General features: G+C 65.4%; 12 protein-coding genes. 8 read left to right on the top strand and 4 right to left on the bottom strand.

The features are described from left to right. Positions 1-23: 23 nt before the first annotated feature. The gene (locus tag Q6D67_RS15805) at positions 24-3,521 is read left to right on the top strand and encodes an indolepyruvate ferredoxin oxidoreductase family protein (RefSeq protein WP_304706633.1); all 3,498 of its coding nucleotides are present in this window, start codon (positions 24-26) and stop codon (positions 3,519-3,521) included. 33 nt (positions 3,522-3,554) lie between these two features. On the opposite strand, the gene Q6D67_RS15810 is transcribed toward Q6D67_RS15805, so the two are convergent. Beyond that, the gene (locus Q6D67_RS15810) at positions 3,555-4,520 is read right to left on the bottom strand and encodes a nitronate monooxygenase family protein (protein WP_304706634.1); all 966 of its coding nucleotides are present in this window, start codon (positions 4,518-4,520) and stop codon (positions 3,555-3,557) included. A gap of 138 nt (positions 4,521-4,658) precedes the next feature. On the opposite strand from Q6D67_RS15810, the gene Q6D67_RS15815 reads away from it, so the two are divergent. Continuing rightward, entirely contained in the window at positions 4,659-5,204 is a 546-nt protein-coding gene (locus tag Q6D67_RS15815; RefSeq protein WP_304706635.1) for a PadR family transcriptional regulator, read from the top strand. Positions 5,205-5,216: 12 nt separating this feature from the next. Here Q6D67_RS15815 and tdh read toward each other — a convergent pair whose 3' ends face one another. Continuing rightward, positions 5,217-6,245, bottom strand: a complete 1,029-nt coding sequence (gene tdh, locus Q6D67_RS15820) for an L-threonine 3-dehydrogenase (RefSeq protein WP_304706636.1) — start codon at positions 6,243-6,245, stop codon at positions 5,217-5,219. A gap of 90 nt (positions 6,246-6,335) precedes the next feature. Here tdh and Q6D67_RS15825 point away from each other — a divergent pair, with 90 nt between their 5' ends. The 6 genes from Q6D67_RS15825 to Q6D67_RS15850 all read left to right on the top strand — a co-directional run bounded on the left by Q6D67_RS15825 (position 6,336) and on the right by Q6D67_RS15850 (position 14,001). Continuing rightward, positions 6,336-6,908 carry a helix-turn-helix domain-containing protein gene (locus tag Q6D67_RS15825; protein ID WP_304706637.1) on the top strand — a complete coding sequence of 191 codons (573 nt, stop codon included), beginning with the start codon at positions 6,336-6,338 and terminating at the stop codon, positions 6,906-6,908. 147 nt (positions 6,909-7,055) lie between these two features. After that, positions 7,056-7,898, top strand: coding sequence for an SDR family NAD(P)-dependent oxidoreductase (locus tag Q6D67_RS15830; protein ID WP_304706638.1), 843 nt, complete (start codon positions 7,056-7,058; stop codon positions 7,896-7,898). A 160-nt stretch (positions 7,899-8,058) separates the two neighbouring features. Beyond that, positions 8,059-8,931 (top strand): formyltetrahydrofolate deformylase, encoded by an 873-nt coding sequence (purU, locus tag Q6D67_RS15835; protein WP_304706639.1) that lies wholly within the window; start codon positions 8,059-8,061, stop codon positions 8,929-8,931. Positions 8,932-8,935: 4 nt separating this feature from the next. Next, entirely contained in the window at positions 8,936-10,186 is a 1,251-nt protein-coding gene (locus Q6D67_RS15840) for a sarcosine oxidase subunit beta family protein (RefSeq protein WP_304706640.1), read from the top strand. A gap of 15 nt (positions 10,187-10,201) precedes the next feature. After that, positions 10,202-10,495 (top strand): sarcosine oxidase subunit delta, encoded by a 294-nt coding sequence (locus tag Q6D67_RS15845; RefSeq protein ID WP_304706688.1) that lies wholly within the window; start codon positions 10,202-10,204, stop codon positions 10,493-10,495. Continuing rightward, positions 10,492-14,001 carry a 2Fe-2S iron-sulfur cluster-binding protein gene (locus Q6D67_RS15850; RefSeq protein ID WP_304706641.1) on the top strand — a complete coding sequence of 1,170 codons (3,510 nt, stop codon included), beginning with the start codon at positions 10,492-10,494 and terminating at the stop codon, positions 13,999-14,001. The genes Q6D67_RS15845 and Q6D67_RS15850 overlap by 4 nt, the downstream gene beginning before the upstream one ends. Before the next feature lie 7 nt (positions 14,002-14,008). Here the strand turns inward: Q6D67_RS15850 and Q6D67_RS15855 are convergent, their stop codons facing one another. Beyond that, positions 14,009-15,598 (bottom strand): serine hydrolase, encoded by a 1,590-nt coding sequence (locus tag Q6D67_RS15855; protein ID WP_304706642.1) that lies wholly within the window; start codon positions 15,596-15,598, stop codon positions 14,009-14,011. Then, positions 15,589-16,554, bottom strand: a complete 966-nt coding sequence (gene dgcA / locus Q6D67_RS15860; protein WP_304706689.1) for an N-acetyl-D-Glu racemase DgcA — start codon at positions 16,552-16,554, stop codon at positions 15,589-15,591. The genes Q6D67_RS15855 and dgcA overlap by 10 nt, the downstream gene beginning before the upstream one ends. Positions 16,555-16,606: the final 52 nt, after the last annotated feature.

Raw genomic sequence — 16,606 nt, forward strand, 5'->3', positions numbered from 1 at the left:
TTCCCAGCCAATGGATTGACCTCATGAACCAGCCCGCCGTGATACCGCCCCTGGATGCCTATGAGTTGCAGGACCGCTACCGGCGCGAGACCGGGCGGGTGTTCATGACCGGTACCCAGGCCCTGGTCAGGCTGCCCATGCTGCAGCGGGCCCTGGATCGCCGCCGGGGTCTCAACACGGCGGGCTTCATCTCCGGCTATCGCGGCTCCCCGCTGGGTGCCTACGACCAGGAACTGTGGCGGGCAGAGCGCTTCCTGCGCGACTACGATATCGAATTCCTGCCGGCGATCAATGAGGACCTCGCGGCGACCGCCATCCTCGGCACCCAGCAGGTGGAAACCGATGCCGACCGCGAAGTCGACGGGGTGTTTTCAATCTGGTACGGCAAGGGGCCGGGGGTTGACCGTTCCGGCGACGCGCTCAAACACGGCAATGCCTACGGCAGTTCCCCCCATGGCGGGGTGCTGGTGGTCGCCGGTGACGATCACGGCTGCGTTTCCTCCAGCATGTCACACCAGTCGGATGTCGCCTTCATGGCCTATTTCATGCCGACCCTGAACCCGGCGTCGGTGGCGGAATACATCGAGTACGGCCTGTACGGTTTCGCCCTGTCCCGCTATTCGGGCACCTGGGTCGGTTTCAAGGCCATTTCCGAAACTGTGGAAAGCGCGGCGTCGGTGACGCTGGACTACAGCCGGGAATTCGCCACCCCGACCGATTACGAAGCACCGGAGTATGGTCTCCATTACCGCTGGCCGGACCTGCCCGGGCCTCAGGTGGAAGCGCGCCTGGTGGCCAAACTGGAGGCGGTGCGGGCCTTCGCCCGGGCCAATCCCATCGACCGGGCGATCTACAATATCCCCGATGCCCGCTTCGGCATCATCACCACCGGCAAGGGACACCTGGACCTGATGGAAGCGCTGCGGCTGCTGGGTATCGACGAGCGCCGCGCCCGCGAGCTGGGTATAGACATCTACAAGGTGGGCATGGTCTGGCCGCTGGAAACACGGGGTGCCCGGGCCTTCCTGCGGGGCAAGGACGAAGTACTGGTGGTGGAGGAAAAGCGCGGCATCATTGAAAGCGAGCTGAAGGAAGCCCTGTACGATTACCAGAGCGACAAGCCCAGCCGCATGGTGGGCAAGTACGACGAGGAGGGGCGGCCGCTGGTGCCCTGGACTGGCGAGCTGAGCCCGGCGCTGCTGGCGCCCATTGTCGCCGCCCGCATCACCCACGAGTACCCGGAGGTGCGCTTTGACGAGCAACTGGCGGCCCTGCGGGCGCGGCAGGTGGCGGTCAGCGTACCGACCGACGTCAAGCGCACCCCCTATTTCTGTGCCGGCTGCCCCCACAGCACCTCGACCCGGGTGCCGGAGGGCAGCAAGGCGCTGGCCGGCATAGGCTGCCACTTCATGGCCTCCTGGATGGACCGCAATACCGAGTCCCTGATCCAGATGGGTGGTGAGGGCGTGAACTGGGTCGGCAAGTCGCGCTTTACCGGCAACGGCCATGTGTTCCAGAACCTGGGCGAGGGCACCTACTTCCATTCCGGCTACATGGCGATCCGCCAGGCGGTGGCCGCAGGCACCAACATCACCTACAAAATCCTGTTCAACGATGCCGTGGCCATGACCGGCGGCCAGCCGGTGGACGGGGTCATCACGGTGCCGGCAATTGCCTGCCAGGTTCGCGCCGAGGGGGTGCAGCGTATTGCGGTGATGAGTGACGAGCCGGAAAAGTACCGGGACAAGTCGCTGTTTCCCCCCAGTGCGAGTTTTCACCATCGGGACGAGCTGGACAGTGTGCAGCGGGAATTGCGCGATACCCCCGGAGTCACCGTGCTGATTTATGACCAGACCTGTGCAGCGGAGAAGCGGCGGCTGCGCAAGAAGGGCGCCTACCCGGACCCGGACCGGCGCATGTTTATCAACCAGGCCGTGTGCGAGGGTTGCGGCGACTGCTCGCTGCAGTCCAATTGCCTGTCCATCTACCCAGTGGATACCGAACTCGGGCGCAAGCGCAAGATCGACCAGTCCTCCTGCAACAAGGACTATTCCTGCGTCAAGGGCTTCTGCCCCAGCTTTGTCTCGGTACTCGGCGGTCGCCTGCGGCGTTCGCAGGCGGACCCCGTCGGCGATGAACTTGAGAGCCGGGTGGCGGCACTGCCTGCGCCGCCGGAGGCCGACCTGAGCAACAACTTCAACCTGCTGGTGGCGGGCATTGGCGGCACCGGCGTGGTCACCGTGGGCGCGCTGGTGACGATGGCCGCCCACCTGGAAGGCAAGGGCGCCAGCGTCCTGGATTTTACCGGCTTCGCCCAGAAGGGCGGTGCGGTAATCAGCCATATCCGTATCGGCAGCAGTCCGGCCGCCCTCAACCAGGTGCGGATTGCCGATGGCTGTGCCGACGCCGTAGTGGCCTGCGATATTGTTGTCGGCACGGATCCGCGCACCGTGCGGGTGCTGGCCAGAGACCGGACACGAGTGCTGATCAATCACAGCGAGGTGCCCACGGGCCAGTTCGTGCGCAACCGCAATGCAGACATCAGGATGCGCGAGCGCGAGGCCGCCCTCACCGCCGCGGTCGGCGTCGACAACTTGCACACGGTGCCCGCCAACGAACTGATGGAGCGCATCCTCGGCAACACGGTCTACGCCAACGTGTTCCTGCTGGGCCACGCCTGGCAGCAGGGCGCGGTACCGGTTTCGCTACAGGCTCTGGAACAGGCGCTGAGCCTCAACGGTGTCAATGTGGCGGAGAACCTGCAGGCATTCGCCTGGGGCAGGGTAGCGGCGGTGGACGCCGACTACGTGGGCCGGGTCGCCGGGCTGGTGCAGGTACTGTCCCTGCCGCCAAGCCTGGAGGAGATTGTCGAGCACCGCGCGGGGCTGCTGGTGCAGTACCAGGGTGAATCCCTGGCCCGTGACTATCGCGACTTTATTGCCGGGGTGAAGGCCAGGGAGCAGGCAGTAAAGCCGGGTAGTACCGCCCTGGCCGAGGCCGTGGCGCGCAACCTGTACAAGCTGATGGCCTACAAGGACGAGTACGAAGTGGCCAGGCTCTATACCGACGACAAATTCCGCCAGCAGTTGGAGGCGACCTTTGAAGGTGATTATACCCTGCAGTTCCACCTCGCGCCGCCCGTGTTCAGCCGCGGCCTGGACGAGCAGGGTCGGCCCCGCAAGCGCACGTTCGGGCCCTGGATGCTGCAGGCCTTTGCGGTGCTGGCCCGGTTCCGTGGACTGCGCGGTACCCGGCTGGACCCCTTCGGCTACCACCCGGACCGGCGCCAGGAGCGGGCCCTGATCGCGGACTACCGGGCGCTGGTGCAAGAAGTACTGGCAGGGCTTGCGTCCGCCAATCTCGACCAGGCCCGGGAGTTGGCTCGGTTACCCGAGGAGGTGCGCGGTTACGGCCCGGTGAAGGCGGAGTCCGTGGTCCGCTATCAGGAGCAACGGGCGGGTCTGTTGCATCGCTTCCACAACCCGCAGGCTGTGGTCCAGATACACGCCGCTGCGGTATGACGCCTGGCGGATGACGTCGCCGTAGCGGCAGACTCAGCCCGCCAGCAGGCGCTGGCGGGCGGCGGCATATTCGCGCTGCAGTCGCGCTACCAGTTCCGCCGCGGGCACAATGTTCTTCACCGCGCCGATGCCCTGGCCACAGCCCCAGATATCCTTCCAGGCCTTGGAAGCGCTGTCGCCACCTGAGCCGAAGTTCATGGCCGAGGGGTCGCTGTCAGGCAGGTTGTCCGGGTCCAGCCCCGCCGCTTCGATGGAGGGGCGCAGGTAATTGCCGTGGATGCCGGTGAACAAATTGCTGTAGACAATATCCGAGGCGCCGCAGTCGGCCACGGCCTGCTTGTAGGCCTGCTCGGCGTTTGCCTCCACGGTGGCGATGAAGGCGGAACCGATGTAGCCGAGGTCTGCCCCCATGGCCTGGGCGGCGAGGATGGCATCGCCGGTGGCGATGGAGCCGGACAACAGCAGCGGGCCGTCAAACCAGGCGCGGATTTCCTGGACCAGGGCGAAGGGGGAGATCGGTCCGGCGTGGCCGCCGGCGCCGGTGGCCACCGCGATCAGACCATCGGCGCCTTTCTCGATGGCCTTGTGGGCAAAGCGGTTGTTGATGACGTCGTGCAGCACGAGGCCGCCGTAGGAATGCACCGCTTCGTTGACAGACTCCTTGGCTCCCAGGGAGGTGATCACGATCGGCACCTTGTACTTCACACACAGTTCCAGGTCGTGCTGCAGGCGGTCGTTGGAGCCGTGCACGATCTGGTTGACCGCAAAGGGCGCGGCGGGGGTGTCCGGATTGGCCGCGTCCCAGGCCGCCAGCTCGGAGGTGATCTGCTGCAGCCACTCCTCCAGTTTTTCCGCGGGCCGGGCATTCAGCGATGGGAAGGAGCCGACGATACCGGCCTTGCACTGGGCGATGACCAGGTCCGGGTTGGAAATGATGAACATCGGGGCGGCAAAAGCGGGCAGCCGCAGGCGGCCCTGGAGGGAGGCGGGAAGTGTCATGGTGAGCAGTCTCCGTAGTCTTGGTCAAAATTGGTTTATGCAATTTATTGCATAGCCCAATTATATGCAACCTTTTGCATAAAAAAGGCGTCGGGGGTAAGCTGGACCAAATTGCCTGGAAGGAGGCCCACCGCCGCCATGGCCCTGTCCCACGCTATCATGACCGCCCTGCTGGAAGACGAGATGTCCGGCTATGAGCTGGCGAAAGCCTTCGATGTATCGCTGGGCCTGTTCTGGCGTGCCAGCCACCAGCAGATCTACCAGGAGTTGCACAAGCTGGCGGACAAGGGCTGGCTGCGCCGGGAAACCGTGGCCCAGGAGGGCAAGCCGGACAAGATCGTCTACGGCCTCACCGCCGCGGGGCAGGAGGCTCTGTCGGAGTGGGTTCTGGGTGGCGGCCGGGTGCAGGAAGGCAAGGATGACCTGTTCGTCAAGCTCTACAACCTGGGGCAGGACAATGCCGCCCACCTCGCTGCGGAAGTAAAGCAGCGCCGCGAAAAGATGATGCAGCGCCTCTACCTGTACGAACGGATTCGCCGCCGCCACTACGCCAGCCCGGAATCCCTGCCGGTGCGGCGCAAGGGCGTGTACCTGGCGCTGCTAGCCGGTATCCGCCAGGGCGAGCAGTTCCTGGCCTGGTGTGACGAGGCGCTGGAGATGCTGGCGACAGTGGAGAAATCCTGACCTACGGTTGGGCTACTCTTCCCAGTTCAGCACGACCTTGCTGGCCTCGCCGGCACTCATCACGTCGAACCCCTGCTGGAAATCCCGGTAGTTCATGCGGTGGGTAATCACCGGTGAGATGTCCAGCCCCGATTCGATCATCACCGACATCTTGTACCAGGTCTCGTACATCTCGCGGCCGTAGATGCCTTTCAGGGTGAGCATGTTGAAGATTACGGTGTTCCAGTCGATGGCGGTGTTCTCGCTGGGAATGCCGAGCATCGCCACCTTGCCACCGTGGCACATGTTGGCCAGCAGGTCGCGGAACGCCTGCGGGTTGCCGGACATTTCCAGGCCGACGTCGAAGCCCTCGTGCATGCCCAGGGATTTCTGCGCTTCGGCGATGCTTTCGCGGGTTACGTTGACGGTGCGGGTCGCGCCCAGAGTGGCGGCCAGCTCCAGGCGCTTGTCGATGACATCGGTGATCACCACATGGCGCGCGCCCGCGTGCCGGCATACCGCCGCCGCCATGGCGCCGATGGGCCCCGCACCGGTGATCAGGACATCCTCTCCCAGCAGGTCGTACTGCAGGGCGGTGTGGACCGCGTTGCCGAAGGGGTCGAACAGGGCGGCGACGTCGAGGTCGATGCCAGCGGTGTGTTCCCAGACGTTGGACATGGGCAGGGCCAGGTACTCGGCGAAGGCACCGGCGCGGTCGACCCCGACCCCGCTGGTACGGGCGCAGAGGTGGCGCCGTCCCGCCATGCAGTTGCGGCAGCGGCCGCAGACCACGTGGCCCTCGCCGGAGACAATCTGTCCGGGGCGGAAATCAAGCACGTTCGAGCCCACCTCGACGATCTCGCCGACGAACTCGTGGCCCACCACCATTGGCACCGGGATGGTTTTCTGGGCCCAGGCATCCCAGTGGTAGATGTGCATGTCGGTCCCGCAGATGGCGGTACGCTTGACCTTGATCAGCACGTCGTTGATGCCGATCCGGGGCTCGGGCACGTCTTGCAGCCAGAGGCCCGGGGCCGCTTCCTTTTTTACCAGTGCTTTCATATCCAGTTCACCATTGTGGAAATATTCCGGTATAGTAGACGGCGACTATCCCGTATACAAGAACAAATTCTTTTATTGTGGAAGAACGCCATGTCCAAATCCGCCCTTGATCCCGCCAGCCGGGTCCTCTGCGAACGGGTAACCGAGCTACGCCAGCACCACGGCTTCACTCTCGACCAGCTGGCCGCTGCCTCCGGTGTCAGCCGCTCCATGCTGAGCCAGATCGAGCGCGGCCAGGCCAACCCGACCCTGGCGGTGACCTTTCGCATTGCCCAGGCCTTCGGCCTCAGTATAGGTGAACTGGTGGATGACCCCCTCGCCAGTGGCTTGATCGAGGTGGTGCGGGGCGATGACCCCGCCAGCCTGTTCCGCGCCGACAGCGAATGCCAGATCCGTACCCTGTCGCCGCTGCACATGGAGAAGAGCGTCGAGTTCTACGAATTGCAGATCCAGCCCGGCGCCAGCCTCGACAGCTCGGCCCACTTCAGTGGCACCCGCGAGCTGTTCACGGTCACCGCGGGCAAGGCGGAAATTGTTGCCGGGGGAACCGAGTGCAAGCTGGCGGCGGGGGATTCCGCGCACTACCGGGCCGATGTCGAACACAGTATTCGCGCCACCGGCAGGGTGGCGCTGCAGGGTTATCTGGTGGTGACCTACAAGTAGCACGGCGCCGCATCCGGCGGCCGCAGGAGCCTGACAAATCAAACCCCCGTGCCCCGCCTGTATGCTGGCGCGGCCGCGGCAATGCATGGCCGCCGATGCCGTGGTATACCACCGGTTTCCCCCACGTTCCCGACAGGAGAGGACACCATGCAGGACCTGGATTTCAGCGGCAAGACAGTACTGGTCACCGGCGGCGGCGCCGGTATCGGCAGGGCGATCGCGGAGGCCTTCGCGGCGCGCGGCGCGGCGCTGGTAGTTGCCGAGATCGATCAGCAGCGCTGCTCGGAACTGGAGGCTGCGCTGGCGCAGCAGGGAGTGGATGCCCTGGTGTCCTGCACCGATGTCTGCGACAGCGCCGCGGTGAACGCGTTGATGCAGCAGGTGCAGGAGCGCTTTGGCGGCCTCGATGTGCTGGTCAACAACGTCGGCGATTTTCTCGGCATCATCAAGCCCTTCGCTGCCTGCACCGATGAGGATCTGGAGCGCCTGTACGCCGTCAACCTGAGGCATATCTTCACCGTCACCCGGGCGGCCATTCCCCTGCTGCAGGCGCGTGGCAAGGGCGGCAGTATTATCAGCATCTCCTCCATCGAAGCCTTCCGCGGTATTCCCATGGTCACCACCTACTGCGCCTTCAAGCACGCGATCACCGGCTTTACCCGCAGCCTGGCGCTGGAACTGGGGCCGGACGGCATTCGGGTCAACGCCATTGCCCCGGAGACCACCGAGACCGCCCAGGTGCGCCCATCCGAGTTGATCGCACCCGAGCACCAGGCACACACCCGGCGCTGGATACCGCTGGAGCGTTTCGGTACTCCTGAGGACGCCGCCGGTTGTGCGCTGTTCCTGGCCTCCGAACTGTCGGCCTGGGTGACGGGCACCACCATCAACCTCGACGGCGGCGCGCTGGCGGCGGCGGGCTGGTACCGGGATCCCAATGACCTGTGGACCAATGTGCCGGTGGTGACGGGCAACGGCTTCAATTTCTAGCCCGTTCCTGCTGCGATAATGGCGCCGGTGCTGTAATGCGCCGGCGTCATGCTTTAGTATTCCCCCCAGTATTGCCAGACCAGCGGCCCGGTTGCCGGACCCGCTGCTGGCGCCGGCAGGGCAGGACCCTCGCCGTAATCCTCGCAGCCATGGCCCAACAATGACCACAGCAGACTCCGGCACGCCTCGCGCCTACATCCTGTCCTTCCAGTGCCCCGACCGCCTCGGCGTGGTGGCGAATTACTCGCAGCTGTTCCTGCAGGTGGGCGCCTTCATCACCGAGATTTCCAACTACAGCGACCCGGTGACCGCGACCTTCCATCTGCGTTGCGTATTTGACGATCGGGCGATGACGGTCACCTTCGAAGAATTCAGCGATCGTTTTGCCGAGCTCGCGACCGAAATGAACATGCGCTACCGCCTGCGCCCCGCCGACCAGCTGCCGCGGGTGCTGCTGGCGGTGTCGCGCTACGACCACTGTCTGGTGGCGCTGCTGACCAAGTGGCGTTCGGGCGCATTGCCGGCGGAAATTGTAGGCGTGGTCAGCAACCACGAGGACTGCCGCAGCCAGGTGGAATGGTACGGCCTGCCGTATCACTACCTGCCGGTGACGGCAGAGACCAAGCCGCAGCAGGAGGCGCAGATCCTGGCGCTTATCCATGAGCAGCAGGTGGACCTGCTGGTGCTGGCGCGCTACATGCAAATACTCTCGGATGACCTGTGCCGGGAATTGGAAGGGCGCGCGATCAACATCCACCATTCGTTCCTGCCGGGCTTCAAGGGAGCCAAGCCTTACCACCAGGCCTATGATCGCGGGGTCAAGGTCATTGGTGCCACTGCCCATTACGTGACCCCTGATCTCGACGAGGGGCCGATCATCGCCCAGGAAGTGAAGGCAATCGACCACCAGGTGTCCGTCGAGCAGATGATCCACCTTGGCCATGACACCGAAGCCACCGCCCTGTCCCACGCCGTGCGTTTGCACTGCGAGGAGCGGGTGCAGCTGAACGGTCAGCGCACGGTGATTCTCTAGGCCCGTGGAACGCTATTCCGCCTTTGCCCTGCTTAAAAACGCCCTTGGCGGCCATCGCCACTGGCCCCAGGCCTGGCGCAGCCCGGAGCTGAAGCGGCAGTACGACGTGGTGATCATCGGCGGTGGCGGCCACGGCCTGGCGACCGCCTACTACCTGGCGAAAGTCCACGGCATCAGCAATATTGCGGTACTGGAAAAGGGCTGGCTGGGGGGCGGTAACACCGGTCGCAATACGGCGGTCAGCCGCTCCAATTATTTCTACCCCGAGAGCACCCGCTTCTATGAGTACTCCCTGAAGGGCTATGAAAGCCTCGGGCGCGAGCTCAATTTCAATATCATGCTGAGCCAGATCGGCATCATCAATCTGGCCTGCAGCCGCCACGAACTGGAAATCTTCCGCCGCTGGGCCACCGCGATCCAGGTACAGGGGGTGGACTCCGAGGTGCTGGGCCGGGAGCAGATCGCCACCATGGTGCCGATGCTGAACATGAGCGCCAGCGCCCGCTATCCCGTGCACGGGGGATTTATCCAGCGCCGCGGCGGTATCTCTCGCCACGACGCGGTGGCCTGGGGCTATGCCCGCGCGGCCAGCAGCCTCGGGGTGGATATCATCCAGAACTGTGAGGTCACCGGCATCGAGGTGAGCGACGGCTGCGTGCGCGGGGTCAAGACCAGCCGCGGCAGCGTGCGCACCGACAAGCTGGGAATGGCGGTGGCGGGGCATAGCACGGTGGTCGCGGCAATGGCGGGGGTGAAACTGCCCATCGTCAGCCAGACCCTGCAGGCGATGGTGAGCGAGCCAGTCAAGCCCTGCCTGGACCATGTTGTCATGTCGCCCATGGTGCACTGCTACATCTCCCAGTCCGATCGCGGCGAGATCGTCATTGGCGGCGGCGCCGACACCCATCCATCCTACGGCCAGCGCGGCAGCCTGCAGTCGACGGAGGCGGTACTCAATGCGGCGGTGGAGCTTTATCCGATGCTGAGCCGGATGAAGCTGATGCGGCAGTGGGGCGGCATAGTCGACATCGCGCCGGATGCGAGCCCCATCGTATCGAAGACCCCGGTCACCGGTTTCTACATCAGCACTGGCTGGGGCACCGGTGGCTACAAGGCCATTCCCGCCGGCGGCGAGACCCTCGCCCACACCATCGCCCACGACGCACCGCACCCCTTGGTGGAGCCCTTCTCCCTGGACCGCTTTGCCCGCGGCCGGCTGATCGATGAAGGCGCCGCGGCCGGCGTGGCGCACTAGGGTGGCACCGGCGTGATGCGCATTGAATGCCCCTGGTGCGGCAGCCGCAGCGAAGACGAGTTCGTCTGTGGCGGCCAGTCACATATCGCGCGCCCGGAGCCGGCCACTGCCAGCGATGCGGAGTGGGCAGCCTACCTCTACCAGCGCGACAATCCGAAGGGCCTGCATCATGAGCGCTGGTTGCACCGCTTCGGTTGCGGCCAGTGGTTCAATGTGGCGCGGGACACCGTGAGCCACAACATCCTGGCCAGCTACCCCATGACCGCCCCCAAACCCGAACTGCCGGATGCGAATGGAGGTGAAGCGTGAAGCGCAGCCGCCAGCGCCTGCCCCATGCACGGGTGGACACCGGGCAGCCGCTGACCTTCCAGTTCGACGGCGAGACCTTCCGCGGTTACGCCGGGGACACCCTGGCCTCGGCGCTGCTGGCCAACGGAGTCAGCATCGTCGGGCGCAGTTTCAAGCTGCACCGGCCCCGGGGCGTATTCGCCGCCGGCCGGGAAGACGCCAACGCACTGGTGCAGCTGGAGAGCGGCACCTGGTCCGAGCCGAATGCGCGGGCCGCCCTGGTGCCGTTGTATCAGGGCCTTGTTGCGAAGGGCCAAAATGCCTGGCCGTCGCCGGACTGGGATTTGCTCGCGGCACTCGGCCTGCTGAAAAAAGTGCTGCCCGCCGGGTTCTACTACAAGACCTTCATCTGGCCCAACTGGAAAAACTGGGAAGGCCTGGTGCGGCGCCTGGCGGGGCTGGGACGGGCGCCCTCGGCGCCGGATCCGCAGTACTATCTCAAGCAGACCGTGCACGCCGAGGTAGTGGTCGTGGGCGCCGGCCGCGCGGGGCTGGAGGCGGCCCTGGCGACGGCGCAGGATCCCGCCTGCAGGGTGCTGCTGCTGGATGAGCAGGAGGAGCCCGGCGGCGCCCTGCTGGCGAGCCCGGATCCGGCGGACCGGACGTGGCTGGCGAGCATGCTGGAGCGTATCGCGCAGTGCCCGAATATCACCCTGATGCCCCGCAGCTCGGTCAACGGCTACCATGATCACAACGTGCTGGCCGCCCTACAGCGGGTGGGGAGCCACCTCGGCCCGCAGGCAGACAGTGCAGCGCCGCGGGAGATCTTCTGGCGAATTTGCGCCGGGCGGGTGGTGCTGGCCACCGGCGCCCTGGAGCGGCCGCTGGTGTTTCCCCATAATGACCGGCCCGGCATCATGCTTGCCGGCGCGGTGCGGGAGTATACCCATCGCTACGGCCTGACTCTGGGCGAGCGCATCGTCTTCTTTGCCAACAACGATTCCGCCTGGCACACCGCGCTGGAGATGGTGGCGCACGGTGTACCGGTAACGGCCATCATTGATGTGCGGCTCGGGGTGGCGCCGGAACTGCTGCGGCGGGCCACGGCGGCCGGGATCGAGGACCGGCTGGGCTATAGCGTGGTGCACACCCGCGGCCGGGGAGCGCTCCGCCAGGTGTTGATACAGCGCCTGACCGAGGACGGGGGCGGCCTGCAGGGGCCGCGGGAAACCCTGGACTGCGACCTGCTGGCGATGTCCGGCGGCTGGACGCCTACGCTGCACCTGTACTCCCAGTCCGGCGGCAAGCTCGCATGGCGGGAAGAGGACACCTGCTTGGTGCCCGGAACCGCGAACCAGGCGGTGACCGCGGTCGGGCGCGCCAATGGCGACTTCCCTCAACCCCTGCACACACAGGCCCACTGGCTCACGCCCGGGGTGTCTTCCGACTGCCAGTGGGTGGACTTCCAGTACGACGTCACCGCCGCGGACATCCAGCTGGCGGCTCGGGAAAATTATGTTTCGGTGGAGCACGTCAAGCGTTACACCACCAACGGCATGTCCGTCGACCAGGGCAAGACCAGTAACGTCAACGGTCTCGGTATCCTGGCGCTGGCCACCAACCGCAGCATTCCCGAGGTCGGCACCACCCGCTTCCGGCCGCCGTACCATCCCGTGACCATTGGTGCCTGGGCCGGTGTCGAGCTGGGCGCGCTGTATCAGCCGTTTCAGCGCCTGCCCGCGCACACCTGCCACGCCGCACTGGGCGCCCAGTTTGTGGACATGGGCGGCTGGCAGCGCCCCGAATGCTACCCGCGAGCGGGGGAGAGCGAACAACAGGCCATTGCCCGCGAAGTGCTGGCAGTGCGCGGCGCTGTCGGCCTGCTCGACTATTCCCCGCTGGGCAAGCTTGAGGTTCACGGCCCGGACGCCCGCGAGCTCCTGAACCGCATGTACGTCAACAATCTCGCAACCCTGCCGGTGGGTGCGGCCCGTTACGGCCTGATGCTCAACGAGCAGGGTATTGTGGTGGACGACGGCGTGGTGGTCTGCCTGGCGGAGGACCACTTCCTGCTGCATACCACCAGCGGCGGCGCCGCCTCCGTGCACCGCGCCCTGGAGGAGTGGCTGCAATGCGAGTGGGTGGCGCTGCGGGTGCTGGTGACCAATGTCACCACGCAGTGGGCCACGTTCATGCTCAGTGGCCCCCGGGCCCGCGCAGTGCTGGCGCAGCTGTCCGGTGATATCGACCTGGGCGGTGACGCCTTTGCCCACATGCAGTTCCGCAGCGGCAGCCTTTGCGGCGTGCCGGTACGCATCCTGCGCGCCAGCTTCACCGGCGAAGTGTCCTTCGAGATCAGCGTCCCCGCGGCTTGCGGCGAGTCCCTGTGGGAGGCATTGATGACAGCGGGCGCGTCGCACGGTGTCACCCCATTCGGCATTGAATCCCTGATGGTGCTGCGCACCGAGAAAGGCTTCCTGCACGTCGGCTCCGACACCGACGGCAACACCATGCCCCAGGACCTGGGCTGGGGTGGAGCCATTGCCAAACAGTCTGTCGATTTTATTGGTCGCCGCTCCCTGACGCTGGAGGTGGGGCAGGATCCGGAGCGCCTGCAATTCACGGGAATTGCCCTGCTGGAGGAGTCCGCAACCACAGTCAGCGGCGCTCATGTTCTTTCCGGGGATGGCAAGAGCAGCGCCGGTTATGTCACCTCGGCCTGCTTCAGCCCGACCCTGGGCCGCGCCGTGGCGCTGGGTATTGTCGCCGGCGCCCGGGCGCGGGTCGGTGAGATCGTATCGGTGTACTACGAGGGCAAGATCCAGCCGGCGCGGCTGGTGGCGCCCTGCCAGGTCGATCCGGCGGGCACGCGTCTGCAGGCCGATGCCACCACACCGCAGCCGGTCGCACCTCAGCCGGCCGCACCTCAGCCGGCCGCACCTCAGCCGGCTGCATCCCTACATGTGCCGCAAATTCTTGCCGTGTGTAGCCCCATGGCTGGCACCAACAGTATCACCAGGAAAGAATTCCGGCTGCGGCATGAAACGGCCTGCGAGCTGATTCGCCTACAGGTGTTCCATCGCGACCGGGCGTTGCTCCCCGCACTGACCGCAGCGCTGGGTTTCGAGCTGCCCGCTCCCGGCGAAGCACGACGTCAGGGCAGCTGGCGCTGGTTATGGTCGGCACCCGGTGACTGGCTGCTGGCGGTGCCAGCGGGGGAGGGCAGCGCTGCACTGAAGACCTTGCGCGATGCAACTGCGGGAATGTGGGCCGTGGCAACGCCCATCACTGACAGCCAGGTAATGCTGGTCCTTGACGGCGCGCGAGTGCGCGACGTGCTCGCCCGCGGCTGCGCCCTGGATCTGCACCCGGCGCATTTTGGCGGCGACCGCTGCGCGGTCACGCGCTTTGCGGGAGTGTCCGTACTGCTGGCCCCCAGCGGCGGCGACGGCTTTCTGCTGCTCGCCTGCCGTTCGCTGGCGGTGTGGCTGCGGGACTGGTGTGAGGCTGTGAGCCGGGATTGCTGAGATCAGATTACTCCACTGGACGTAGATCCAGGTCGTGGAAGTCATACGAGAAGTCAGTGGCCGGTGACACCGCCTGCATGCGGATGCGCTCGATGCCGCCCTGTGGGTCCAGGGTAAAGGAAACATAGGCGTCCGCCAGCAACTGGCGGTTGGTCCAGCGCGCGACAAAAGTATCGTACTGAAAGTGCTCCAGCGGACCACTCAGCGGCGCGTTGCGGGAGGAGTCGAACCAGAGTGTATTGTCATCTTTCAGCGTGATGGTGATCTCGCCATACCAGGGGTCACGATAGCGACCCGCGTAGCGGTCCAGGGGCAAGCTGGGTTTACTGTCTGCCGCCCGCGCTGCCGCTGCCGTGGCTACGGTATCTTCACTGTCAGCCGCGCGCTGCGACATCAGGCCAGCGACAATTTCGATCCAGTCGGCTTCGGGGCTGGTATCGGCGCCGGCAATCGATGCCGCCAGAATATGATTGACGATCGCCCGGGGGGCGGGCGACATCAGGTTGTTGGAGGCGAAGACAGCCAGCTCCCGCTCCGGCAGCAGGGCGATAAAGGTGGTCATTCCCCACAGGCCGCCGCCGTGCGACAGCACCAGCTCACCGTCAAAAGTGGACACATTCCAGCCCAGCGCATAGGCACTGAGGTGCGCGCCCGCGTGCTCGACCAGGTATCCCGGCGGCGACATCAGTGTTACCGGGCGCACCAGTTCGGCAAAGTGCTCCGGCTCCAGCAGGACCGTGCCATCGGGCAGAGCGCCACCTGCCAGCAGCATTTGCATCCACTTCGCCATGTCCGCCGCACTGCAGGTAATACCACCGGCCGCGGCGATCACCGCGGTCGTGCCGGCGCGAGTGACCTGCAGCTCCCCTTCCAACAACAGGTGCGGCGTGGCATGCGCCGCCTTGGGAGCTGCCCTTTCCAGGGTTGCCGCACAACTGTCCATGTTCAGTGGCTGTAGCAGCCGGCGCTCCAGAAACTCCTCGAAAGGTAGCCCCGCCACCCGCGCCACCACCTCGCCGGCGACGATATACAGCAGATTGTCATAATCGTAGCGGGAGCGAAAACTGCTGCTGGGCTGTAGATGCCTGAGGGCGTAGATAATCTCGTCGCGCGTGGCGTTGCCCTCGGGGAACATGAGCAGATCACCGGCACCCAGAGGCAGGCCGCTGCGGTGGGTGAGAAGATCACGCACAGTGAACTCCCGGGTCACCCAGGGATCATGCATGCGGAATTCCGGCAGGTAGTCGATGACCGGGGTGTCCCAGCCCACCTTGCCCTCCTGCACGAGCAAAGCCAGGCTGGCGGCGGTGAAGGCTTTGGACACCGAGCCGATCTGGAACAGCGTCTCCGCCGTCACCGGCAGCTCGCTGTGCATGTCGCGGATGCCATAGCCAGCTGCGTGATGGACATTGCCGGCGTGGACTACCGCTACTGTCATGCCCGGCACCGCAAAAGTCTCCAGGGTGCGCGCGACAGCGGCATCGATGGCTTCCACCGAGGGTGGGCTGGCCGCGGCGGCGTACAAGCTCATCTGCAACAGGCCGACGGCAAGTGGGGCGCGCCATGCCCGCGATTTTAACCGTGACGTCATCCCCATAATTCAACCTCCGGTGGCATGACCACGCCACCCTCGTAGTTCATGGCATTATCGCGGTCCCGGGTCAGGAACAGGGCGCCGTCGAGATCGACAAAACGACACAGCTGCGCCACCACGAACCCTGGCGCCATCGCCAGCGACGTACCCACCATATTGCCGACCATCAACCCGATGCCCCGTTGCCGGGCCAGGTCCGCCAGGCGCAGGGCCTCGGTCAGACCGCCGGTCTTGTCCAGCTTGATGTTGATCATCTGATAGCGGCGTGCAGCCTGGTCGAACTCAGTGGTGTCGAGGCAGGACTCGTCGGCGCACAGGGGCAGCGGAGGGTTGTAACCCTCGAGCTCGGCATCGGCTCCGCGCGGCAGGGGCTGCTCAATCATGGCAATGCCGAGGTCGCGGAACTGCGGCGCAAGTTTCTTCAGTTGTGCAAAGGTCCAGCCCGCGTTGACGTCTACCACAATCTCCGCATCGGGCCGCGCCTCGCGGACCGCCGATATACGCTGCAGCGGCTCCTCCGCGCTCAACTTGACTTTGATCCGGTCGGTGTCCAGCGCGCGGGCGGCTGCAGCCATTTGCTCGGGGCTGGCGATACCGACCGTATTGACGGTCGTCACCGGCTGGACCGTCATATGCAGCAGCGACCAGACCCGCCGGCCCGCCTGCTTGGATTCCAGGTCCCAGAGCGCACAATCCAGCGCATTGCGGGCACCGCCTGCAGGCAGCAGACGTAACAGGTCTTCCCGCGTGACGCCCTGCAGCACTGCGTCGCGCACAGCTTCGATTTGCGCCACAATCCCTGCACCGGTTTCCTGCAGATAGTAGACGCCAGCCCCCTCACCGTGCCCGACGTGGTCGCCGTCACGGATCGTGACGTAGACCAGTTCGACCTCGGTGAAGGTGTACCCGGTAATCTGAAAAGGTTGCTTCAGGGGCCAGGGTTCAACAGATATTTGCATCTCGCGCACGCGGCTCTCCTACCGGCAACGGGAATTCTGGTAACGGCACGGG

This window comes from Haliea sp. E1-2-M8 (assembly GCF_030649675.1).
Classification (GTDB): Bacteria; Pseudomonadota; Gammaproteobacteria; order Pseudomonadales; family Halieaceae; genus Haliea.